Raw genomic sequence first — 21,934 nt, forward strand, 5'->3', positions numbered from 1 at the left:
TGACCGTTCGATCAAGTTAAACCGGCGGCCCGCCGCCCGCTCACAACAGGAGGCTTGCCTTTGCTGAGTCCGAGATACCCAGCCACGTTTCATACCCTTGAGGTGCCCGTTTCATGAGCACTTCAGCCCTCCCCACCAGCGGCCTGGTCCGCATGAACCCGCCGGTGTTCTACTTCGCCGCGACCTTCATCCTGCTGTTCGGCCTGCTGGTCATGGCCCTGCCCGAAGCCGCCGGCCAATGGCTGCTGGCGGCACAGAACTGGGCGGCCAATACGGTCGGCTGGTATTACCTGCTGGCGATGACCCTGTACCTGGTCTTCGTGGTGGTCACCGCCTTGTCCGGCTACGGCAAGATCAAGCTCGGTGCCGACCACGACGAACCCGAGTTCAGCTACCTGTCCTGGGCCGGCATGCTGTTCGCCGCCGGGATCAGCATCACCCTGTTCTTTTTCTGCGTCTCCGAACCCCTGACCCACCTGCTGCAACCGCCCCAGGGCGAGGCCGGGACCCAGGCCGCCGCGCGCCAGGCCATGCAGATTCTGTTTCTGCACTGGGGCCTGCACGGTTGGGGGGTGTTCGCCTTCGTCGGCATGGCCCTGGCCTACTTCGCCTACCGGCACAACCTGCCGCTGGCCCTGCGCTCGGCGCTCTATCCGCTGATCGGCAAGCGCATCAACGGGCCCATCGGCTATGCCGTGGACGGCTTCGGCATCATCGCCACGGTGTTCGGCCTCGGCGCCGACATGGGCTTTGGCGTCCTGCACCTCAACTCGGGCCTGGACTACCTGTTCAACGTGCCCCACACCCAATGGGTCCAGGTCGGGCTGATCAGCCTGATGATGGGCGCGGCCATCGCCGTCGCGGTCGCCGGCGTCGACAAGGGCGTGCGGGTGATGTCCGATATCAACATGCTGCTGGCCTGCGCGCTGCTGCTGTTCGTGCTGTTCGCCGGGCCGACCCAGCACCTGCTCAATACCCTGATCCAGAATCTGGGCGACTACCTCGGCGCGCTGCCGACCAAGAGCTTCGACCTCTACGCCTATGACAAGCCCAGCGACTGGCTGGGCGGCTGGACAGTGTTCTACTGGGCCTGGTGGATCGCCTGGGCGCCGTTCGTCGGCCTGTTCATCGCGCGGATCTCCCGCGGCCGGACCCTTCGCGAGTTCGTCTTCGGCGTGCTGCTGATCCCGCTGGGCTTCACCCTGGCGTGGATGTCGATCTTCGGCAACAGCGCCATCGACCAGGTGCTCAACCACGGCATGACCGCCCTCGGCCAGTCGGCCCTCGAGGATCCGTCACGGACGCTGTACCTGCTGCTGGAAACCTACCCCTGGAGCAAGACGGTGATCGCCGTCACGGTGTTCATCAGCTTCGTGTTCTTCGTCACCTCGGCCGACTCCGGCACCGTGGTGCTGTCGACCTTGTCCGCCCGTGGCGGCAGTGCCGACGAAGACGGGCCGAAGTGGCTGCGGGTATTCTGGGGCGCGCTGACCGCGCTGATCACCAGCGCCCTGCTGTTCTCCGGCAGCATCGATGCGCTGAAGTCGGCGGTGGTGCTGACCTCGCTGCCGTTCTCGCTGATCCTGCTGCTGATGATGTGGGGACTGCACAAGGCGTTCTACCTGGAGTCGCAGAAGCAGATCGCCCGGCTGCACTCACTGGCGCCGGTGTCCCACTCGCGGCGCAGCGGCTGGCGCCAGCGCCTGGGCCAGGCGGTGCACTTCCCGTCGCGGGACGAGGTCTACCGGTTCCTCGACCAGACGGTGCGTCCGGCCATCGAGGACGTCAGCGCGGGGTTCGTCGAGAAGGGCCTGAACGTGGTGACGCAGCCGGACCCGGCCAATGACAACGTCAGCCTGGAAATCGGCCATGGCGACCAGCACCCGTTCATCTACCAGGTGCGGATGCGCGGCTACTTCACGCCGTCCTTCGCCCGTGGCGGCATGGGCCCCAGGGCGCTGAGAAACCGCCGCTACCACCGCGCCGAGGTGCACCTGCGCGAAGGCAGCCAGGACTATGACCTGATGGGCTACAGCAAGGAGCAGATCATCAACGACATCCTCGACCAGTACGAACGGCACATGCAGTTCCTGCACCTGGTGCGTTGAGACGCCGCGTCAGGCCTTGTCCAGCACCATGAACAAGGCCATGGCGATGGCCGGCAGACCGAACACCGCCAGCCCGGTCATCAACTCCGAAAGGACGCTCTGGTGGGCGGTGATCACCCCGATGGCGCCGTTGACGATCGTCGCCAGCAACCACATGCCGAGAAAGCCAACGCCGAGGATCTGCCGGCCGATACCCAGGCGCTGGCCGAAGAACAGCGTGCCGCCGAGCAGGATCAGGCCGATGGCGAGGATGATGGCGGTGTGCATGGTGTGTCCTCCAGGGCTGTGCTGTCTGTTAGCCCCAATACCGATTTGTAGGCGCCGGCTTGCTGGCGATGAGGCCAGGGAGCCTTGCATCACCCGATGGACCGCTATCGCCAGCAAGCCGGCTCCCACAGGTGGGTATTCCAGGCTTGACTGACGGACGTCCTCTCATCCCTCACTAACACTGTAGATCGAAACCCGGCCCCTCAACGGCGCCGATCTGTAACAGATCCACCAGCCCGACTCACCGGAACATCCAGGCGTCAGGCCAGGCCACCGTTGGCGCGCAGGATCTGGCCGTTGACCCAGGCGGCAGCCGGGCTCACCAGGAAGGACACCACGTCGGCGATGTCTTGCGGCTGGCCGAGACGCTCCAGCGGCGGCATCCTGGCGAAGGTCTGGATCTGCTCTTCGCTCTTGCCGTGCAGGAACAATTCCGTCGCCACCGGGCCGGGAGCCACGGCATTGACGCTGATCCGCCGACCGCGCAGTTCCTTGGCGAACACCTGGGTGAGCGATTCCACCGCCGCCTTGCTGGCGATGTACACCGCGTAGCCGGGCAGGTTCAGGGCCACGGTGCTGCTGGAGAAGTTGACGATACGGCCGCCGTCATTCATCCGGGCAGCGGCTTCGCGCAGGGTGTTGAAGGTGCCGCGGGTGTTGATGGCGAAGGTCTGCTCGAACAGTTCGTCGCTGTGCTGGGCCAGGGGCAGGACCTTGAGGATGCCGGCGTTGTTGACCAGCACGTCGACCTTGCCCAGTTGCTGCTCGGTTTCCTCGAACAGCCGGGCGACATCGGCGGAACGGGCGACATCGGCCTTGATCGCTATGGCCGGGTGGCCGGCCTGGCGCAGCTCCACCACCAGCGCCGAAGCCTCGGTGGCGCTGCTGGCGTAGTTGATGGCGACGGCAAAACCTTGCGCAGCCAGCTGGCGGGCGATAACCGCGCCGATGCCGCGTGAAGCTCCGGTGACGATGGCCACTTTGCGGTTCTGGTGGGTCATGTCGAATCTCCTGGGGTGTGGGTTGGGTGTGGCGCCAATCTCACAGGTTTACCCAGGGGGATAAATGCACGATAGTTGGCTTGACTGTTCAATAATCGCCAACAATCAACCGCAACGGAGCGCCCATGGACCAGGTCAAGGCCATGAAGGTATTCGTCCGGATCTACGAGCGCAGCAGCTTCACCCTGGCCGCCGAAGACCTGAACCTGCCCCGCGCGACCCTGACCCACACCCTGAATCAGTTCGAGGCCTGGCTCGGCACCCGGCTGCTGGAACGCAGCACCCGCCGCGTCCGGCCGACCCTCGACGGCGAGGCCTATTACCCGCGTTGCGTGCAATTGCTGGCGGAGCTGGAAGAGGCCGAGCTGGCGTTTCGCTCGGTGGCGCCCAAGGGCCGTTTGCGGGTGGACTTGCAGGGCGCGCTGGCCAGGTATTTCGTGATCCCGGCGCTGCCGCAGTTTCTCGAACGCTACCCGGATATCGACGTGTCGATGAGCGAGGCCAGCCAGTTTATCGACCTGATCGCCGAGGGCGTGGATTGCGTGTTGCGTTCGGGCAATCTCGGTGACTCCTCGCTGGTCGGCCGCCGGGTCGCCAATCTGCGCCAGACGACCTGCGCCAGCCCGGCGTACCTGCGCCGATATGGCGAGCCGCAGTGCCTCGCGGACCTGAGCCGGCATCAGGGCGTCAACTACGTTTCAAGGGCCACCGGCAAAGTGTTTCCGTTCGAGTTCAGCGAGGCGAGCGAGCTGCGCGAAGTGCCCCTGGCGGGCCGGGTGTCGGTATTCGGCGCCGAGATCTATGTCGCCTCGGCCGTCTCCGGACTGGGGCTGATCCAGGTGCCGCATTACCGGGTGGCGGAGCAGATCGCGCAGGGCTTGCTCAAGGAAGTCCTGCCGAACCACCCGCCGCCACCGATGCCGGTGTCGGTGCTCTATCCGCAGAACCGCCATATGTCGCCGCGGGTGCGGGTGTTCGTGGACTGGATCAGCGAGATTTTTGCCAAGGCGATGTAGAACGTGAAAGGTTTCAGCCACGAATAGAAGCGCTGTCGGCGCGAGTCCGAGTTCGGCGTATGCTGGACCACTTCGCTGAAACTGCCCACCGAGAGAGGGTTCGATGACTTACCAAGCTGCCGAAAACCGCTACGACTCCATTCCCTACCGCCGCGTCGGACGCAGCGGGCTGGTGCTGCCGGCGCTGTCCCTGGGACTGTGGCACAACTTCGGCGACAGCACGCCGATCGACACCCAGCGCGCCCTGCTGCGCACCGCCTTCGACCTGGGCATCAACCACTTCGACCTGGCGAACAACTATGGCCCGCCCTACGGCAGCGCCGAGATCAACTTCGGTCGTCTACTGCGCGAAGACTTCAAGTCGTATCGCGATGAGCTGATCATCTCCAGCAAGGCCGGCTGGGACATGTGGCCCGGCCCTTACGGCCAGGGCGGCGGTTCGCGCAAATACGTGCTTGCCAGCCTCGACCAGAGCCTGCAACGCCTGGGCCTGGACTATGTGGATATCTTCTATTCGCACCGCTTCGACCCGGATACCCCGCTGGAAGAAACCGCCGGCGCCCTGGCCAGCGCCGTGCAGCAGGGCAAGGCGCTGTATATCGGCATCTCGTCGTATTCCGGGGTGAAAACCCGCGAGATGGCGACGTTGTTGCAAGAATGGAAAGTCCCGCTGCTGATTCACCAGCCGGCCTACAACCTGCTCAATCGCTGGGTGGAAAAGGACCTGCTGGACACCGTCGAGGAGCTGGGTACCGGGGTGATTGCCTTTACGCCGTTGGCCCAGGGCCTGCTGACCGACAAATACCTCAATGGCATCCCCAAGGATGCGCGGGTCAATCGTCCGGGCGGCGATTCGTTGCAGGCGTCGCACCTGTCCGAAACCAACATCGCCCATGTGCGGGCGTTGAATGAGATCGCCCAGCGTCGTGGCCAGAGCCTAGCGCAACTGGCGCTGGCCTGGACCTTGCGCGACCCACGGGTGACCTCGGCGCTGATCGGTGCGAGCCGACCGGAGCAGATCATCGAGAACGTCGGGGCGCTGAAGAACCTGAGTTTCACCCAGGAAGAACTGGCGCAAATCGACCGCTTCGCCCAGGAAGGCGGGATCAATCTGTGGGAGAAGCCCTCGACAGCGGAGTGATCCCTCCGTGCCCGCCAACGACTCGATTCACCCAGCAGGACGCTTTCCATGCTCAAGACCCTGGCGGTCGCAAACTACCGCTCGATCAACAAACTGGTGGTGCCGCTGGGCCGGCTGAACCTGATCACCGGGCCCAATGGCAGCGGCAAATCCAACCTGTATCGGGCCCTGCGCCTGCTGGCGGAAACCGCCCAGGGCGGGGTGGTCAACGCACTGGCGCGTGAAGGCGGGCTGGATTCGACCTTCTGGGCCGGGCCGCACACCCTCAGCCGGCGCATGCGCAACGGCGAAGTCGCCATCGAGGGCGGGCCGCGCCCAAAGGCCAAGCGCCTGCGCCTGGGGTTTGCCGGTGAAGGCTTCAGTTACGCGATCTCCCTCGGTTTGCCGGAGCCCAGCGCCTCGTATTTTTCCCTGGACCCGGAGATCAAGCGCGAATGCATCTGGGCCGGGCCCCTGTATCGTCCGGCAAGCCTGCTGGTGGGACGCTCGGGGCCCCTGATCAAGGCGCGCGAAGGGCGTGGTTGGGAAGTACTGGCACAACACACGCCGAGCTTCGACAGCCTGTTCGATCAGGTGGGCAATCTGCGCGGCTCACCGGAGGTGCTGTTGCTGCGCGAAAGCATTCGCGGCTGGCGTTTTTATGATCACTTTCGCAGCGATGCCGAAGCGCCTGTGCGCCAGCCCCAGCTGGGAACACGCACGCCAGTGCTGCATCACGATGGTCGCGACCTCGCGGCGGCATTGCGGACCATTCTCGAAATCGGCGACCCCGAAGCCCTGCACGCGGCCATCAGCGATGCCTTTCCCGGCTCGCGACTGGAGATCGCACCGTTGCAAGGCTCGCGCTTTGCCATCGAGTTTCACCAGGAAGGTTTGTTGCGACCGCTGTCCGCCGCCGAGCTGTCGGACGGGACCCTGCGCTATCTGTTGCTGGTGGCGGCCCTGCTGACACCCCGACCACCGCCCCTGATGGTGCTGAACGAACCGGAAACCAGCCTGCACCCGGACCTGCTGCCGGCCTTGGCGCGGTTGATCGTGCAGGCCTCGGCGCAATGCCAGGTGTGGGTGGTGTCCCATGCCAGCCGCCTGATCGCGGCGTTGCAGCAGGACCCGGCGTGCAATTCCATCGTGCTGGAAAAGGTCCTGGGACAGACCGGCATCGTCGGCCAGGGGATGCTCGACGAGCCGGCCTGGAACTGGCCGGATTGACCGCCGCCGCCCAATGCCCGTCCAGCACGACTCAGCCAGGAACCTGACCACCGGGAATTGCCGGATGGGGGATGGGCGGCTACTTTGATCGGGTTGCAGCATGGATCTTTTTGACCCGAGGGGGGCTCCAGGTACGGACGCCCATGGCCGGATTCGATGGCCACCCCATTACAAGGAAAGCCCCTATGGCCCAGGCAAATCCGCCGGAAAAGCTCGATCCCCAGGACATTGTGAAACTGCTGGTGGCGTTGCGCCGGGCAATGAAAAACGCCGACACGGGTCGCGCGTCGGCGTTCAAACCTTGAAGGGCTTAATCGCGCATCAGAACGCCGGCAATACCGCGCCTTTGTACTTCTCGGCGATGAACGCTTTCACTTCCGGACTGGTCAGGGCCTTGGCCAGTTTCTGCACCGCGGCGTTGTCCTTGTTGTCCGGACGGGCCACCAGGAAGTTCACGTAAGGCGAGTCGGCCCCTTCGATCAACAGCGCGTCCTTGGCCGGGTTCAAACCCGCTTCCAGCGCGTAGTTGGTGTTGATCAGGTCCAGGTCGACCTGGTCCAGAACCCGTGGCAGCAGGGCCGATTCCAGCTCCTTGAACTTCAGGTGCTTGTCGTTCTTGACGATGTCTTTCGGCGTCGACAGCGCGTTGGTCGGGTCTTTCAGGGTGATCAGACCGGCTTTCTGCAGGAGCAGCAGCGCACGGCCGCTGTTGCTGCCTTCGTTCGGAATGGCCACGGTGGCGCCGTCTTTCAGCTCAGCCAGGCTTTTGACTTTCTTCGAGTAACCACCGAAAGGTTCGACGTGCACACCGATCACGGTGACCAGGTTGGTGCCCTTGCCTTTATTGAAACCATCCAGGTACGGCTTGGTCTGGAAATAGTTGGCGTCCAGATGTTTCTCGGCCACCTGGGTGTTCGGTTGCACGTAGTCGGTGAAGACCTTGATCTCCAGGTCCACGCCTTCCTTGGCCAGGGTCGGCTTGATCAGCTCGAGGATCTCGGCGTGCGGGATCGGCGTCGCGGCCACCACCAGTTTCTCGCCGGCCTGGGCCAGGCTTGCGGTCAGCACGGCCGCCAATGCGGTAAACAACAGAACCTTTTTCATGCAGTGTCCTTATCGAAAATCACGGTCGTCATCGACGACAGCCTTGAGAGGGAGGTGCCAGTAAAGTGATATCGCCGGCATGGAGCAGAAGATACCGACATTTTTTATTCCAGAACAATATCTTTTATTCATCTTCATATTCCATTTTGTTCATACAGCGTTCCCACAGGATCTACAGCAGGATTTATGCAACGTGATCCAGAAGGCGTTTAAGCTGCGCCAGCTCCTCGGCGGAGCTGCCGCCGATAAATTGCTCGATCAGGGCCAGCGGCGCCGGCAGGTTCAGATGCTCCGGCAGAATCTCCTCGCCGCTGCTGACCAGCAGTGCGAAGTGAATGACGTTCTCCAGCTCCCGGGTGTTGCCCGGCCAGGTATGCCGCTCCAGGGCACGCTGCACGCTGTCGCTGATCAGCGGCACCGGCAGGCTCAGGCGCTGGCTGTAGATGCCGAGGAAATACTCGGCCAGGGACAGGATGTCGCCGACCCGCTCGCGCAACGCCGGCAACTCCAGCCGGCCTTCGCTGAGGTAGTGATACAGGCGCTCATGGAATTTCCCCACCGCCACCGCCTGGGCCAGGTCGATGCTGGTGGCCGCCACCAGGCGCACATCCACCGGGCTGGGTTGCAGGGCGCCGACCCGGGTGACTTCGTGATTCTCCAGCGCGGCGAGCAATTTCACCTGGATCGGCAGCGGCAGGTCGCCAATCTCGTCCAGGTACAAGGTGCCGCCGTTGGCCGAGCCGAACCAGCCGGCGCGACTGCTGGCCGAGCCGCTATAGGCCCCCGCGGCATAACCGAACAACTCGGCGTCGGCGTAGGTCGGGCTGATGGCGCCGCAGTTGACCGAAACGAACAGCCCGGTACGGTCACTGGCGCGGTGGATATGCCGGGCGAGCAATTCCTTACCGGTCCCGGTCTCGCCACGGATCAATACCGGCAGCGCCTTGGGTGCCAGCGCTTCGAGTTCTTCACGCAGTTGCCGCGAACGCGGATCGACGAACACCAGCGCCTTGGCGCGAATGCTCAGCGGGCTCTTTTCCGAATCGGGAAAGGTCAGCAATGGCTGACCGAAGGTTTCATGCAGGCTCATGACAGACTCCCGCCCCAGACCGCCAACCGGCGAGGGACGTTCAAGCAAAGGAAAAAATTCAGGCGCGCCGCAGGGAATGCTGTTCCATCCGGGTTTGCAGGCGGTACAGGTAGGCAAAGCCCTGTTCCCAACGCTGGTGACCGGACTTCACATTGATATGCCCGGCACCGCTGAGAATGCTGGCTTGCGCACCCCAGTCGCGGGCCAGTTCCAGGGTTCGCGGGGCACTGATGGCGGCGTCGTTGTCGGAGGCGACGATCTGGCTGGGGAACGGCAACAGGTCAGTCGGAATCGGTGCAAAATTACGCAAGGCGGGGACGCAGGCGGGGCGCTCGACATCGGCCGGGGCCACCAGCAACGCACCCTGGACCTGGCGCAGCAGGTGCAGCGGTGCGGTTTGCGCCCAGTGGGCCACGGTGATGCAACCCAGGCTGTGGGCGATCAGGATCACCGGCGTGTCGTCCGCGGCAATGGCTTCGGCCAGGGCCGCCACCCAGTCTTCGCGGCGCGGCGTCAGCCAGTCGGCCTGTTCCACCCGCGCGCTGTTGGGCAGGCTGTTCTGCCAGTGGGTTTGCCAATGATCTTCTGGCGATCCTTGCCAGCCCGGCACGATCAGATAGCGAATCGACTCGTTGCGCATGGGGTACACCTCCTCCAGCGTTTGCGTTCCCGATCGAGTATAGGGAGGAGAATTATATTCGTTAAGGAATAAGAAGCTATTTATTAAGACCAAAAAGAAATATAAGTCGATCACCACCTGGTGCCCTGGGTCTTGATCTCGTCCTTGTCGAGATTGGGATGGAGATGCCAGTCACCTGATGATGTGTTCCCTCTGTAAAGCAGAGGCTGTCGCCACATCGATAACAGTGCGGATAATCAAGAAACAAGGAAGGCGATCCGGATGACAGGAAGATGAAAAAATTAAACAGGAATAATGCACTTTCATGACTAGCAAGAACAACAAAACATACCACCAGAACTTCAAGCGAATGAGCGGAAGCGTCCACTCATTCGATTGTTGGCCTGGCAGTATGGTTGTGGTGCCTTTGTTACTGTTTGACGAACTCGCCACCCAGACCGACGACTTGGCCGTCGAAGGTGGTACGTGAGCCGCTGGCCCTCAGTTTCCCGTAGTTGTGGTCGGGGGAGAAGGCGGCGAAGGTGACATAGCCGTGACCATCATTGTAGCCGGTGAAGGCGATGATCGTAGGCTGGCCGGTGCTGTTCTGGAAGTGGTAGTGCCCGGTCACGTTGTAGTTCACACCGGCCTGGGTGAGCTGCCCACCGAAGGAGCCGTTCGAGTCGTTGCCGTCGGTCACGACCAGCTTGGCGTCCGAGTTGTAGTTTACATAAGTTCCATTGATGCTCGACATGATGCGTTCTCCTTATGCCGTTAATACACTCTTCCAATGAAAGTGAGGTTCTCCTGAAACTCACGACTTCCAGAATGGTAGGACTTCAAAGTTCTGTCCAACTGGATCAACGGTTATTTCTCAATTGATTGGCTATATGAACCAAGTCATTGTGAATAACTTGCCCGGCTTCAAACTTCCTTGACTGAAAGGCCTTGGGGCAAGCCCGCTCGCCACAGGGTCAGCTCCTTAGCTTCGAGCAGTGCTTATCGTCTGTGGGCTCGGCCGCTCCTGTCGGGCAAACCGGTTCGCCCGCCCGAACGTTCCGAAATCATTGAAGCGCACACCCATCTCGGCCATCACCCGATGCGCCACCGGCGCGCTCAGCTGGCGAATGTAGAACGGTTCCTTGACCACGAAATGATGGATCCCGTGGGTGCTGCCGAAGTTGCAGCAGAACGCCTGCAACGGCCACAGCCACCAGGGATTGAGCACCTGGGTCTGCTGGATCACGTTGCCCGGCTCGATATCCCCGTAGTAGTGCATGTTCGAACTGATGAAGTGCAGGCAGAACGTGCGCAGCACATTCGGCCCGATGATCACCACCACCGCGATGTCGATCACCTGCATCACCGCCAGGGTGTGGGCCGACCAGTCGATGGAGGTGCCCAGCAGACCGGCAACGCCGTTGGCCGCATGAAACCCGAGGAACAGGTACCACGCGCCCCAGTGCAGCAACGCCAGCGGTGCATAGACCTTGAGCGTGCGCTTGAGGATGTTGAACCTGTGCGCCCAGGTCCTGGCCCGCAGCATGCGGATCAGCGAGGACATCAGGTTGTCGCCGACCATCAGCAGGCGGGCCATCCCCCAGGGCTCGCCATTGGTAATGGCGCGCTCTTCCACATCTGCCTCGGTGCCGGAGACCTTGTGATGATTGAGGTGCAGATGGCGACGAATCCACGGGTTGATGGTGCTCGGCCGCGCCAGCCAGACCAGCGCCAGCATCAGGTTGTGCGGCACCCGTTGTTTACGGAAGTACATACTGTGGATCAGGTCGTGTTCCAGCTCGTGGGTCAGCGAGGCAAAAAAAGCATTCAGTAACAAACACGCCCACCCGACCAGATAGCCGCCCATATAGAGCGCCGCCGATCCGATCATACCGGCCAGGGCAACGGCCAGGATGCCCGCCCCCAGGGCGTCCTGATGGTTCAGCAGCGGATAACGCCGCCGCAACTCGACGCCCCGGGCCATGACCCTTTCACGAATGAGCGCCGAACGTTGCTGCGCATTCAAGCGCTCGGGACTTGCGCAAACACCTTCCATGATCCCATCCTCTTGTTATTGATGTTCGTATCCTGCGCCGTTGCAGCATCAAAGGTCGTAGCCGCGAACGCCAACCCGTTGACCGGATACGCCAACATGCCCGAACCGACCTCTCTCTCCAGCTGGACCCGCGCCCTGCGCAAGCAGCTCGACGCCCTGGGTCTCGACAGCGCCGCCCTGTGCAGGGAAGCCGGGCTCGATCCGCAACTGATGGACGACCCCAACGCCCGCTACCCGCTGTCGGCCACCACGCGCCTGTGGCAACTGGCCGTCACCCACAGTGGCGATCCGGCCATCGGTTTGCGGGTCTCGCGATTTGTCAGTCCGACCACCTTTCACGCCCTCGGCTATGCGCTGGTGGCCAGCGGCAGCCTGCGGGAAGTGTTCGAACGGATCGTGCGCTATCACCAGGTAGTCAGCGATGCGCTGGAGCTGGAGCTCAGCCGCGAGGGCGAACGCTATCGTTTTCGCCTGCGGGTGCCCAAGGACAGCCCATCACCAGCCCCCGAGGCCATCGACGCCTTCGCCTCGATCTATGTGCGTACCTGCCGCAACCGCCTGGGCCGCGACTATGCGCCGCTGGCGGTGCATCTGCGACGCCCGGCGCCAGCCGATCCGACGCCCTGGCACACGGTGTTCCGCGCGCCGGTGTTCTTCGCCGCCGAGGAGGATCGGCTGGAGTTCGCCTGTGCGGATTTCGACAGCCACCTGGACGACGCCAACCCGGAACTGGCCGAGCACAACGAGGCGGTGCTCAACCGCACGCTCGCGCAATTGAAACCCCTGACCTGGGAACGCCGGGTCCGCGAAGCCATCGAAGCCCAGCTGCCGGAAGGCGAGCCGTCGGCGGAGCGCATCGCCCAGGCGCTGCACCTGAGCCTGCGCAGCCTGCAGCGGCACCTGGCCGACGAAGGGGCGCGCTACGACACCCTGCTCAATGAATGCCGGGAAAACCTGGCACTGCTGCACCTGCGCGACCCGCAATGCTCGCTGAGTGAAGTCAGCTATCTGCTGGGCTTTGCCGACACCAGCAGCTTCAGCCGGGCCTTCAAGCGCTGGACCGGAATCACCCCGGGGCAGTTCCGCGACGGGCTGCGCTGAACCCACTCGCCACAGAAATCTCGCTCAGCCTGGGCTAACGGGGCGACTCAGGCGCTGGCCATACCCCGCAGACGTTCCAGATCGAGGATCTCGATCCCGCCATAGTGGGTGCTCAGGATGCCCTGCTGCTGGAAGTCCTGGAGGATCTGGTTGATGCTCTGGCGCGACAGCGACAACATCGCCGCCAACTGCTCCTGGGACACCTCGAGCAATTGCCGCGAACGGTGCAGCTCGCCGTAGCCTTCGGCAATCAATAACAGCCGGTGAGCCAGGCGCGCCGGGGCCGGCATCAGGCTCAACTGTTCCAGACCGATAAAGGTCAGGCGCAGTTTCTGGCTCATCAGCAAGGCGAAATGCCGCCAGTACTCGGGGTGCTCGTCGAGCAGCTTGAGCAACACCTCCTGGGGCACCTGCAACAGGATGGTGTGCCCCACGGCATAGGCATCGTGGGTACGCGGCAGGCCATCGAACAGGGAAATCTCGCCGAACCAGTAAGGCAACTCCATCACCCCCAGCAACGCCTCCTTGCCCTTCTCGCTGACGGCTCCGACCCTGACCGAACCTTCCAGCACCGCGTACAGCCCGCAAGGCGGATCACCACGCTGGAACAGGCGCTGGCCAGGTGTCAGGCGACGGCCCTTGGCGGCGGCGAGCAGGCTATCCTGCAAGTGAGCGGGCAGATGGTTGAACCAGTGTCCGGTCAGCAGGCGCGAGCGCCAGGCAGATACGTCCATGAAAACTCCGATTGTCGTGTAGCTGACAGAGTAAATATTTCACGCAGGGCATGATCCCATCACCCTACAGGAGGAATAACAATGAAAAACCTCGTCGAGCACCTCAGTCAATACGCGGCCTATCACCGTGACCCGCGCAATATCGCCAGCCACTTCATCGGGATTCCATTGATCGTGGTCGCCGTGTCAGTGTTGCTGTCACGCCCGCAATGGCCGGTGGCCGGGCTCGGGATCAGTCCCGCGGTGCTTTTGGCGGTGGCCTCGGCGGTGTTTTATCTGCGCCTGGAACGGGCCCTCGGGCTACTGATGACGGTGCTGCTCGGCCTATCCGTTTGGGCGGGCCAACTGCTCGCGGCGCAGAGCACGCTGGTGTGGTTGGCGAGCGGAATCGGCCTGTTCGTGATCGGCTGGGCGATCCAGTTCGTCGGGCATTACTACGAAGGGCGCAAACCGGCGTTTGTCGATGATCTCAGCGGGCTGATCGTCGGGCCGCTGTTCGTGGTGACGGAGCTGTTGTTCCTGCTGGGGCTGCGTCAGGGCCTCAAGCATGAGATCGAGGCGCGGGCGGGGGTGGTGTGGCTGCGGGAGAAAAACGTCAGGGCCTGAACATGATCATTGTGGCGAGCGGGCTTTCCCGCTCGCCATAAGTTATTCACAACCCTGTCAGGCATTGACCAGCTTCTGCCAGACCTTGGGCTTGAAGAACAAGGTCTCGCCCCGCGTCAGGCCGATCAGGCTGTCGTGGTCCTTCACCACTTCGGCTTCGATCAGTTCGTTCTGGCCTTCGACTTTCAAGGTCACCCGGGTCGTCGCACCCAGCGGGCGGATATCGCGCACCTCGGCGGCGTGGTGGTCTTCCAGCTCATGGCGCGACAGCGACACTTCATGGGGCCGGAACAGCACGTGATGATCTTCCCCCAGGTACAGGCGGTTGGAGTCACCGAGGAAGTGGTAGACGAAATCGCTGGCCGGGTTTTCATACACCTCGCCCGGTGAGCCGATCTGCTCGATCACGCCCTTGTTCATCACCACGATGCGGTCGGCGACTTCCATGGCCTCCTCCTGGTCGTGGGTGACGAACACCGAGGTCAGGTTGATGTCTTCGTGCAGTCGCGCCAGCCAGCGCCGCAGCTCCTTGCGAACCTTGGCGTCCAGCGCGCCGAAGGGCTCGTCCAGCAGCAGCACCTTGGGTTCCACCGCCAGGGCCCGGGCCAGGGCGATCCGCTGGCGCTGGCCGCCGGACAGCTGCTCCGGGTAGCGGTCGGACAACCAGTCGAGCTGCACCATGTTCAGCAGCTCATGGACCTTCGTGGCGATCTGGCTTTCGCTCGGGCGCTGATTCTTCGGCTTCATGCGCAGGCCGAAGGCGACGTTGTCGAACACCGTCATGTGGCGGAACAGCGCGTAGTGCTGGAACACGAAACCGACGTTACGGTCGCGCACGTCGTGGCCGGAAACGTCTTCGCCGTGGAACACGATGCGGCCGTCATCCGGGGTTTCCAACCCGGCGATGATCCGCAGCAAAGTAGTCTTGCCGCAACCGGACGGGCCGAGCAAGGCCACCAGCTCGCCGCTCTGGATATCCAGGTTGATGCGGTCCAGGGCCTTGAAGGCGTTGAAGTTCTTGCTGACATTACGGACTTCGATCGACATGACTTATTCCTCCGCGGCGCTGGCGCGCAGGCGGTTGATACGGTTTTCGCTCCACTGCTTGAGCAGCAGGATGAAGAGCGCCAGGATCAGCAACAGGCTCGCCACGGCGAACGCGGCCACGTGGTTGTATTCGTTGTAGAGGATCTCGACGTGCAACGGCAGGGTGTTGGTCACCCCGCGAATGTGCCCCGAAACCACCGACACCGCGCCGAACTCGCCCATGGCCCGCGCGGTACAGAGCACCACGCCGTAGATCAGGCCCCACTTGATGTTCGGCACGGTGACATGCCAGAACATCTGCCAGCCGTTGGCGCCCAGCAGGCGCGCGGCCTCTTCTTCCTGGGTGCCCTGCTCCTGCATCAGCGGGATCAGTTCACGGGCGACGAACGGTACGGTGACGAAGATGGTCGCCAGGACGATGCCCGGCAGGGCGAAGACGATCTGGATATCGTGGTCCGCCAACCAGGGCCCGAAGATCCCCTGGGCGCCGAACATCAGCACATAGACGAGACCGGCGATCACCGGCGACACCGAGAACGGCAGGTCGATCAGGGTCACCAGCATGCTCTTGCCGCGAAAGCTGTACTTGCTCACGCACCAGGCGGCACTGACGCCGAACACCAGGTTCAGCGGCACCGAAATCAGCACGGCGATCACCGTCAGTTTCAGCGCCGACAGGGCATCCGGTTCGAAGATCGCGGTGAAGAACGCGCCGAGGCCGAGCTTCAGGCCCTGGGACACCACGATCAACAGCGGCAGGAGTAAAAACAGCGCAAAGATCAGCCAGCCGAGGCCGATCAGGACCCGCCGCGAGGTGGCGCTGCCACGGCGGGCAGCGTTGGCCGAGGAAACGGCGCTAATGGACGATTGGGACATGTTCGCGCCTCCTTATGGGGTTTCGATACGCCGCTGCAACAAGTTGATCAGCAGCAACAGGACAAAGGAAACCACCAGCATCAGCACGCCGATGGAGGTCGCGCCGGTGTAGTCGTACTGGTCGAGCTTGACCATGATCAGCAGCGGCAGGATCTCGGTCTTCATCGGCATGTTGCCGGCGATGAAGATCACCGAACCGTACTCGCCGACGCCCCGGGCAAAGGCCAGGGCGAAACCGGTCAGCCAGGCGGGCAGCAAGGCCGGCACCAGGATATGACGGAACACCTGCAGCGGCTTGGCGCCCAGGCAGGCGGCGGCTTCCTCGACTTCCCGGGGGATGTCGGCCAGCACCGGCTGCACGGTCCGCACCACGAACGGCAAGGTCACGAAGGTCAGCGCCAGGGTGATCCCCAGCGGGGTGTAGGCGATCTTGAAGCCCAGCTCGGCGGCGAACTGCCCGACCAGCCCGGTGGGCGTGTACAACGCGGTCAGGGCGATACCGGCCACGGCCGTGGGCAGGGCGAACGGCAGGTCGATCATCGCATCGATGATCTTGCGCCCCGGAAAGCTGTAGCGCACCAGCACCCAGGCCAGCAGCGTGCCGATGATGCCGTTGATGATCGCCGCATACAGCGCGGTACCGAAGCTCAGCTGCAGCGCCGAGAGCACACGCGGGGCCGAGATGATCGCCCAGAACTGCTCCCAGGTGAGTTGGGCGGCATGCACGAACATCGCCGCCAGGGGGATGAGCACAATCAGGCTGAGGTACACCAAGGTGTAGCCCAGCGTCAGCCCGAAGCCGGGTATGACGGGGGAGATACGACGCGACATAGAAGTCCTTGGTTAGCGGAACGGACATGCAAAACCCGCAAATGAATGCGGGCTCTCGTGACCACTGTAGGAGCGAGCTTGCTCGCGAAGATCTCAAGGGCACCGCGTTCATCCAGAATATACGCGTTATCGTTGACGTTCTTCGCGAGCAAGCTCGCTCCTACTGGGCCTGGTAGATCTGGTCGAACACGCCACCGTCCTTGAAGAATTTCGGTTGCGCCGATTTCCAGCCGCCGAAGTTCTTGTCAATGGTCACCAGGTCCAGTTTCGGGAACTGCTGGGCGTACTGGGCGGCGACCTTCTCGTCACGCGGACGGTAGAAGTTCTTCGCCGCGATTTCCTGGCCGGCCGGGCTGTACAGGTGCTTGAGGTAAGCCTCGGCGATTTCGCTGTTGCCCTTTTTCTCGGCATTCTTGTCGACCACGGCCACTGGCGGCTCGGCGAGGATCGACAGGGACGGCACGACAATATCGAACTTGTTGGCGCCGCCGTCTTCCTTCAAGGCCAGGAACGCTTCGTTTTCCCAGGCCAGCAGCACGTCGCCCTGGCCGTTGTTGACGAAGGTGATGGTCGAGCCGCGAGCACCGGTGTCGAGGACCGGCACGTGCTTGAACAGCTCTTTGACGTATTCCTGGGCCTTGGCTTCGCTGCCGCCGGCCTTCAGGCCGTAGGCCCAGGCGGCGAGGAAGTTCCAGCGCGCGCCGCCGCTGGTTTTCGGGTTCGGGGTGATCACCGAGACGTCTTTCTTGATCAGGTCGCCCCAGTCCTTGATGCCCTTGGGGTTGCCCTTGCGCACCAGGAACACGATGGTCGACGTGTAGGGCGTGCTGGCGTCCGGCAGGCGTTTTTGCCAGTCCTCGGGCAGGGTCTTGCCCAGCTTGGCGATTTCGTCGATGTCGCCGGCCAGGGCCAGGGTCACCACGTCGGCGCGCAGGCCGTCGATCACGGCGCGGCCTTGCTTGCCCGAACCGCCATGGGATTGCTGGATCTTCACGTTGTCGCCGGGGTGGGCCTGCTTCCAGAAGCTGGTGAATTCGGCGTTGTAGTCCTGGTACAGCTCACGGGTCGGGTCGTAGGACACGTTGAGCAGTTCGTAATCCTTGGCAACCGCGGAACCGGCAAACACGGCACTGGCGAGCGCGGCCAGGGCGTAACGGCGAATCGACGACATGGTGAAGCTCCCGAAAATTCTGGTGTATCGGCTTTTTTCTTATGGCGCTTCAGGCCCGCATTCGGACACGAACGCTCTGGTTCTGGCTGGGGGTCATGGATGACGCCCGCAGGTGACCCATCGGGCCTCTGCTTGCACAGAGGAAGACGCGGGGGTCAGCTGGGTTTGCTGCCCGGGTTTTGCAGGCGGAATTTTTCCTTGCGTTCGATCTGGACCACTTGAGCGTTGTGGACCGTGATCTCGACGGCGCCGAAACGCAGATCGCGCAAGGCGCTCTGGATCTCACGCAGAATGGTTGCTTCGTCCTGGCCGTCAACGCTACGCAGAGATGCGCTCATGGTCGTGCTCCTGAAATGAGAGTGGCCCCGGCAGTGGGGCACTGCTTGTGGCGTGAGGCAATCTTAGACAGGCGAGGTTATTCTTAAAAATACTATTTAAGAATTTTAATATAACCAAACTTTCATTATGGAGAGTGCGGGGGATGGCCGCCGCTGCGCGTCGGATCGCCGGCAAGCCGGCTCCTACAAAGGGGCTGTGTCGAACACAGGATTTGCGTACGACACAAATCCTGTAGGAGCAGCCGGTCGACGCTCGATTGCTCGCGATAGCGTCCGGACAGGCGCCGCAAGGCTCAGATAGTCACGCAATCACCGGCGCACACTGCCAGTCGAGCTTCTGCGCCGGCATCGGCCGCCCGAACCAGTAGCCCTGCCCCAGATCACAGGACTGATCGAGCAGGAAGCGCGCCTGCTCGGCCTGTTCGATGCCCTCGGCCTGCACCTGCATGCCCATGCTTTGCGCCAGGGCGATGACCACCCGGACAATCGCCGCATCGTCTTCGTCCCACGGCAAGCCGGCGACGAAGCCCTGGTCGATCTTGAGTTTCTGCACCGGCAGCCGCTTGAGCCGCAACAGTGAGGAATAACCGGTGCCAAAATCGTCGATCGCCAGGCTCACGCCCAACTCGCGCAGGCGATGCAACTGCTCCAACGCCACCTCCGGATCGTCCATCACCGCGCTTTCGGTCACCTCCAGCTCAAGCAGCGCCGGGTCCAGGCCGGTGTCGTCCAGCACCTTCGCCACCTGCTGGTACAGCTCGCGCCGGGCAAACAGGCGGCTGGAGACATTCACCGCGATAAAGGACAACACCACCCCCTCCCGCAGCCACTGGCACATCTGCCGGCAGGACTGTTCCATGACCCAGGCATCGATCTCGGCGATCAGCCCGGTACGCTCGGCAATCGGAATGAACTCGCCAGGCGACACCAGCCCGCGCTGCGGATGCTCCCAGCGCACCAGGGCCTCGACCCCGACCAGCCGGCTGCTGCCCAATTCATGCACCGGCTGGTAATACACCCGCAGCTCGTCCTGCTCCAGCGCCCGACGCAACTCGCCGGCCATTTCCACCCGGTGCTGGGCGTGGGCGGTCAGTTCCTCGGTGTACAAGGCATAGCCTTCGCGACCCGCGCTCTTGGCCTTGAACAAGGCGGAGTCGGCATTGCGCAGCAGTTGCTCGGCATTCAGCGAGTCGCTGGGGAACAGGCTGATGCCGATACTGGCGCTGATGAACAATTGATGCCCGTCGAGCAGGAACGGTTCCTTCAAGCCCTCGATCACCCGCTGCGCCAGGGCCGCCGCCTGCACCACCTGCGGGCAGTTCTCCGCCAGCACGGCGAACTCGTCACCGCCCAGGCGGGCCAGGCTGATACCGCTGCCGAAGAGGTGTTGCAGGCGCTCGCCCACCGCCTTGAGCAATTGGTCGCCAATGTTGTGACCGAGGCTGTCGTTGATGATCTTGAAGTGATCCAGGTCGATCAGCAGCAAGGCGCAACCGCGCTTGTGCACCTGCGCCGAGGCCAACGCCTGGGTGGCGCGGTCGGTGAACAGCAGGCGATTGGGCAGGCCGGTCAGGGGGTCGTAGTTCGCCAGCTGCGCCAACTCGTGCTGCGAGTCCTTGATCGCGCTGATATCGGAAAACACCGCGACATACTGGCTGAGTTGCCCATGGTCGTCGCGGATCGCCCGGATCGTCTGCCATTGCGGGTAGATTTCGCCGCTCTTGCGCCGGTTCCAGATCTCGCCGCTCCACTCGCCCGTGGCCTCCAGCGCCTGATAGACCTTCTGGTAGAACTCCGCCGAATGCCGACCGGACTTGAACAGGTTCGGCCGCTCCCCCAGCACCTCGGCTTCCTGATAACCGGTAATGGCGACGAAGGCGCGGTTGACGTGGACGATCAAGCCCTCCTTGTCCGTGACCAGTACCCCCTCGCGGGTGCAATCGAACACCGCGGCGGCCTGGCGCAAACGCTCGCGATCCTCGGACCTGGGCTTCAACGCCTGGGCGGCATGGATGAAACCCTGGTAACGCGCATGGATCAGGAAAATCAGCACGGCACTGACGCTCACCCACAGGTAGCCGCGAACGATCTGCCAGTGCTCCAACTGCTCGGGGTCATCGAAAAAGCTGCTCAACAGCTGCTGGCTGACCTGGATCCAGAGGATCGACAACAGCAGGTACAACAGGCCCACCTTCAGAGCATTACGATTTGAAATCGACATAAACGGTACTAATTCCCTCTAGAAACGCCAAATTGCCCTACAAACTGGCCGGAATTATAGAGTAAGAAACATCCCGCCACTCTTATCTGAAACAGCGACTGGTTTTCTCTGTGGGCTCGGTGATAATGCACTCGCTGTTCTTTACTTTATCGAGGGCCATACAGCCTATGTGGTACAACGGTTTTCTTGACCTGTCAGCCTGGCAAGTGGTGGCGGTCACCCTGTTGATGACCCACGTGACCATTGTCGGCGTCACGGTCTATCTGCACCGCTATTCGGCCCATCGCTCCCTGGAGCTCAACGGCGGCCTGAAACATTTTTTCCGCTTCTGGCTGTGGCTGACCACGGCACAGAATACGCGCGAGTGGACGGCTATCCACCGTAAACATCACGCAAAATGTGAGACCGTCGACGATCCCCACAGCCCGGTGATCCTCGGCCTGTCCACCGTCCTGCGCACCGGCGCCGAGCTGTACCGGGCCGAGGCCGGCAACCCCGAGACCCTGCGCATCTACGGCAAGAACTGCCCGGACGACTGGCTCGAGCGCAACCTCTACTCGCGTTACAAACTGCTCGGCGTCGCCCTCATGGCGGTGATCGACCTGCTGCTGTTCGGCGCCATCGGCATCACCGTCTGGGCCGTCCAGATGATGTGGATTCCGTTCTGGGCCGCCGGAGTGATCAACGGCCTGGGCCACGCGGTCGGCTATCGCAACTTCGAATGCCGTGACGCCGCCACCAACCTGCTGCCCTGGGGCATCCTGATCGGCGGCGAAGAGCTGCACAACAACCACCATACCTACCCCAATTCGGCCAAGCTGTCGGTCAAGAAGTGGGAGTTCGACCTGGGTTGGGCCTGGATCCAGGTCTTCAGCTTCCTGCGCCTGGCCAAGGTGCAACGCGTGGCGCCCATCGCCCACCGGGTCGAAGGCAAGGGCCACCTGGACATGGACACGGCCATGGCGATCCTCAACAACCGTTTCCAGATCATGGCCCAGTACCGCAAGCTGGTGATCGCGCCGCTGGTGAAACAGGAGCTGGCCAAGGTCGATCATTCGGTCCGCCATCAGTTCCATCGCGCCAAGCGCCTGCTGTCGCGGGAAACCAGCCTGCTCAGCGAGAAACACCAGGACCGCATCGAAACCATGTTGGCCCACAGCCAGGCACTCAAGGTAATTTACGAGAAACGCCTGGCCCTGCAACAGATCTGGGTCAAGACCAGCTCAAATGGCCACGACATGCTCGCCGCGATCAAGGAGTGGGTCCACGAGGCCGAAGCCAGCGGCATCCAGTCGTTGCGCGACTTCGCCAACCAGCTGAAAACCTACTCGCTGCGTCCCACCATGGCTTGATGCCGTTGATCGGCGCGCCCCCTCCAGAGCGCGCCGATCGGGAACT

At 62.8% G+C, this 21,934-nt stretch carries 21 protein-coding genes; 7 read left to right on the top strand and 14 right to left on the bottom strand.

Annotated elements, in window-relative coordinates:
• Positions 1-152: 152 nt before the first annotated feature.
• Positions 153-2,108, top strand: a complete 1,956-nt coding sequence (betT, locus tag NUH87_RS16220) for a choline transporter BetT (protein ID WP_338526831.1) — start codon at positions 153-155, stop codon at positions 2,106-2,108.
• 9 nt (positions 2,109-2,117) lie between these two features.
• On the opposite strand, the gene NUH87_RS16225 is transcribed toward betT, so the two are convergent.
• Together NUH87_RS16225 and NUH87_RS16230 are read right to left on the bottom strand one after the other, a co-directional pair.
• Complete coding sequence (locus NUH87_RS16225; protein ID WP_040071987.1) at positions 2,118-2,375, bottom strand: hypothetical protein; 258 nt, start codon at positions 2,373-2,375, stop codon at positions 2,118-2,120.
• Between the two features lie 260 nt (positions 2,376-2,635).
• Positions 2,636-3,376: an SDR family oxidoreductase gene (locus NUH87_RS16230; protein WP_338521640.1), complete on the bottom strand. Its 741-nt coding sequence runs from the start codon at positions 3,374-3,376 to the stop codon at positions 2,636-2,638.
• 125 nt (positions 3,377-3,501) lie between these two features.
• Here NUH87_RS16230 and NUH87_RS16235 point away from each other — a divergent pair, with 125 nt between their 5' ends.
• The 3 genes from NUH87_RS16235 (at position 3,502) to NUH87_RS16245 (ending at position 6,742) form a co-directional block, all read left to right on the top strand.
• Positions 3,502-4,392 carry a LysR family transcriptional regulator gene (locus NUH87_RS16235; protein ID WP_338521642.1) on the top strand — a complete coding sequence of 297 codons (891 nt, stop codon included), beginning with the start codon at positions 3,502-3,504 and terminating at the stop codon, positions 4,390-4,392.
• A gap of 103 nt (positions 4,393-4,495) precedes the next feature.
• Positions 4,496-5,533 carry an L-glyceraldehyde 3-phosphate reductase gene (gene mgrA / locus NUH87_RS16240; RefSeq protein WP_338521644.1) on the top strand — a complete coding sequence of 346 codons (1,038 nt, stop codon included), beginning with the start codon at positions 4,496-4,498 and terminating at the stop codon, positions 5,531-5,533.
• Positions 5,534-5,581: 48 nt separating this feature from the next.
• A complete protein-coding gene (locus NUH87_RS16245; RefSeq protein WP_338521646.1) occupies positions 5,582-6,742 on the top strand; it encodes an AAA family ATPase in 1,161 nt (386 codons plus the stop codon).
• Between the two features lie 321 nt (positions 6,743-7,063).
• Here NUH87_RS16245 and NUH87_RS16250 read toward each other — a convergent pair whose 3' ends face one another.
• From NUH87_RS16250 to NUH87_RS16270, 5 genes are all read right to left on the bottom strand, one after another.
• Positions 7,064-7,846: a MetQ/NlpA family ABC transporter substrate-binding protein gene (locus NUH87_RS16250; protein WP_338521648.1), complete on the bottom strand. Its 783-nt coding sequence runs from the start codon at positions 7,844-7,846 to the stop codon at positions 7,064-7,066.
• A gap of 184 nt (positions 7,847-8,030) precedes the next feature.
• Positions 8,031-8,936, bottom strand: a complete 906-nt coding sequence (locus tag NUH87_RS16255) for a sigma 54-interacting transcriptional regulator (protein ID WP_338521650.1) — start codon at positions 8,934-8,936, stop codon at positions 8,031-8,033.
• Between the two features lie 58 nt (positions 8,937-8,994).
• Positions 8,995-9,576, bottom strand: a complete 582-nt coding sequence (locus NUH87_RS16260) for an alpha/beta hydrolase (protein ID WP_338521652.1) — start codon at positions 9,574-9,576, stop codon at positions 8,995-8,997.
• A gap of 409 nt (positions 9,577-9,985) precedes the next feature.
• Positions 9,986-10,309 carry a hypothetical protein gene (locus NUH87_RS16265; protein WP_338521653.1) on the bottom strand — a complete coding sequence of 108 codons (324 nt, stop codon included), beginning with the start codon at positions 10,307-10,309 and terminating at the stop codon, positions 9,986-9,988.
• A gap of 228 nt (positions 10,310-10,537) precedes the next feature.
• Complete coding sequence (locus NUH87_RS16270) at positions 10,538-11,611, bottom strand: fatty acid desaturase (RefSeq protein ID WP_338521655.1); 1,074 nt, start codon at positions 11,609-11,611, stop codon at positions 10,538-10,540.
• Positions 11,612-11,707: 96 nt separating this feature from the next.
• On the opposite strand from NUH87_RS16270, the gene NUH87_RS16275 reads away from it, so the two are divergent.
• A complete protein-coding gene (locus NUH87_RS16275; protein ID WP_040071978.1) occupies positions 11,708-12,712 on the top strand; it encodes an AraC family transcriptional regulator in 1,005 nt (334 codons plus the stop codon).
• A gap of 47 nt (positions 12,713-12,759) precedes the next feature.
• Here the strand turns inward: NUH87_RS16275 and NUH87_RS16280 are convergent, their stop codons facing one another.
• Entirely contained in the window at positions 12,760-13,446 is a 687-nt protein-coding gene (locus tag NUH87_RS16280; protein ID WP_338521658.1) for a Crp/Fnr family transcriptional regulator, read from the bottom strand.
• Positions 13,447-13,527: 81 nt separating this feature from the next.
• Between NUH87_RS16280 and NUH87_RS16285 the strand changes: the two genes are divergently transcribed.
• A complete protein-coding gene (locus NUH87_RS16285; protein ID WP_338521661.1) occupies positions 13,528-14,052 on the top strand; it encodes a DUF962 domain-containing protein in 525 nt (174 codons plus the stop codon).
• 57 nt (positions 14,053-14,109) lie between these two features.
• Here the strand turns inward: NUH87_RS16285 and NUH87_RS16290 are convergent, their stop codons facing one another.
• From NUH87_RS16290 to dibA, 6 genes are all read right to left on the bottom strand, one after another.
• The gene (locus NUH87_RS16290) at positions 14,110-15,099 is read right to left on the bottom strand and encodes a sulfate ABC transporter ATP-binding protein (RefSeq protein WP_338521663.1); all 990 of its coding nucleotides are present in this window, start codon (positions 15,097-15,099) and stop codon (positions 14,110-14,112) included.
• Positions 15,100-15,102: 3 nt separating this feature from the next.
• Positions 15,103-15,975: a sulfate ABC transporter permease subunit CysW gene (gene cysW / locus NUH87_RS16295; RefSeq protein WP_338521665.1), complete on the bottom strand. Its 873-nt coding sequence runs from the start codon at positions 15,973-15,975 to the stop codon at positions 15,103-15,105.
• Positions 15,976-15,987: 12 nt separating this feature from the next.
• The gene (gene cysT, locus NUH87_RS16300; RefSeq protein ID WP_338521667.1) at positions 15,988-16,806 is read right to left on the bottom strand and encodes a sulfate ABC transporter permease subunit CysT; all 819 of its coding nucleotides are present in this window, start codon (positions 16,804-16,806) and stop codon (positions 15,988-15,990) included.
• A gap of 160 nt (positions 16,807-16,966) precedes the next feature.
• Positions 16,967-17,977 (bottom strand): sulfate ABC transporter substrate-binding protein, encoded by a 1,011-nt coding sequence (locus tag NUH87_RS16305; protein ID WP_338521669.1) that lies wholly within the window; start codon positions 17,975-17,977, stop codon positions 16,967-16,969.
• A 155-nt stretch (positions 17,978-18,132) separates the two neighbouring features.
• Positions 18,133-18,315, bottom strand: a complete 183-nt coding sequence (oscA, locus tag NUH87_RS16310) for a sulfur starvation response protein OscA (RefSeq protein WP_040071968.1) — start codon at positions 18,313-18,315, stop codon at positions 18,133-18,135.
• Positions 18,316-18,616: 301 nt separating this feature from the next.
• The gene (dibA, locus tag NUH87_RS16315) at positions 18,617-20,536 is read right to left on the bottom strand and encodes a phosphodiesterase DibA (protein WP_338521672.1); all 1,920 of its coding nucleotides are present in this window, start codon (positions 20,534-20,536) and stop codon (positions 18,617-18,619) included.
• Positions 20,537-20,703: 167 nt separating this feature from the next.
• Between dibA and desA the strand changes: the two genes are divergently transcribed.
• Positions 20,704-21,888, top strand: a complete 1,185-nt coding sequence (gene desA, locus NUH87_RS16320; RefSeq protein ID WP_338521674.1) for a delta-9 fatty acid desaturase DesA — start codon at positions 20,704-20,706, stop codon at positions 21,886-21,888.
• Positions 21,889-21,934: the final 46 nt, after the last annotated feature.

It is taken from the genome of Pseudomonas batumici (assembly GCF_036585405.1).
Taxonomy (GTDB): Bacteria; Pseudomonadota; Gammaproteobacteria; order Pseudomonadales; family Pseudomonadaceae; genus Aquipseudomonas; species Aquipseudomonas batumici.